A 787-nucleotide genomic window follows, 5' to 3' on the forward strand; every position below is an offset into this window, starting at 1 on the left:
TGCTGGGTCAGGAACCGAAGTCTGACTTCGATATGTTCTTCCGCGATGCCGACCAACTCGCAGCGTACCTGAGCAAGCTGGAAGCCAGCGGCTTCCGCAAGGTGCGTGAGACAGAGCACCACGTTCACCTTCGCGGCGCACCGGGCGAGATGAAGCTGGAGATCGACGTGCAGTTGATCCGCTTCGCCTTCTACCTGGATGCGGAGGCTGTCCTCGACAGCTTCGACTTCACCATCTGCCAATTCGCCTACGACGGCGAGACGCTGACGGCGGGTGAATTCGCGCTCTGGGATCTAGGACGGAAGCGCCTCGCCATCCACCGGGTGTCCTTCCCGGTCTCCACGATGCGCCGGATGATCAAGTACGCGTCTCAGGGCTTCACGGCCTGCCCCGGCGCTATGGCGACGATCCTGCGTGAGACAGCGACCCGACCTGATCTGCAAGCTGTGCTGGATATTCAGTATGTCGACTGACCCCACCCCGCAGCCTAACCCCCAACAACCGCCGAGCCGCGCTGCGGCGTGATGGAGGTAACGATGAGCAATCTGCGATGGAAGCGCGTTGGCCGCTACGATGCCAGCAACCGCCTTCTGCGCGTCGGCCGCCTCATGTGGGAGCGCGGCGTGGTTGGAGACGGCAACGGCTATTCCGCCAAACTGTCGTTCGGGCTGTCGTGGCGCCTGCTGCCTCTGGTGCGGCGCGAGCGCGATGGCTGGCTGGTACGCGTGCTGGGGCTGCGGCTGCATTACCGGCGCGCTTACGGCGGGAGGTTCGTATGACCCAACCC

At 63.9% G+C, this 787-nt stretch carries 2 protein-coding genes; both read left to right on the forward strand.

Features of this window, described 5'->3' with window-relative positions; all coding sequences use genetic code 11:
- On the forward strand, window positions 1–473 hold a 473-nt coding region (locus ACO1BU_RS37645), incomplete at its 5' end, for a Gabija anti-defense Gad2 family protein (protein WP_424140941.1).
- 63 nt (window positions 474–536) lie between these two features.
- On the forward strand, window positions 537–779 hold the full coding sequence (locus ACO1BU_RS37650; RefSeq protein ID WP_424140942.1) for a hypothetical protein: 243 nt from the start codon (window positions 537–539) through the stop codon (window positions 777–779).
- Window positions 780–787: the final 8 nt, after the last annotated feature.

The sequence above is a fragment of the Roseomonas chloroacetimidivorans genome, assembly GCF_049629625.1.
In the GTDB taxonomy this organism is placed as follows: Bacteria; Pseudomonadota; Alphaproteobacteria; order Acetobacterales; family Acetobacteraceae; genus Roseomonas; species Roseomonas chloroacetimidivorans.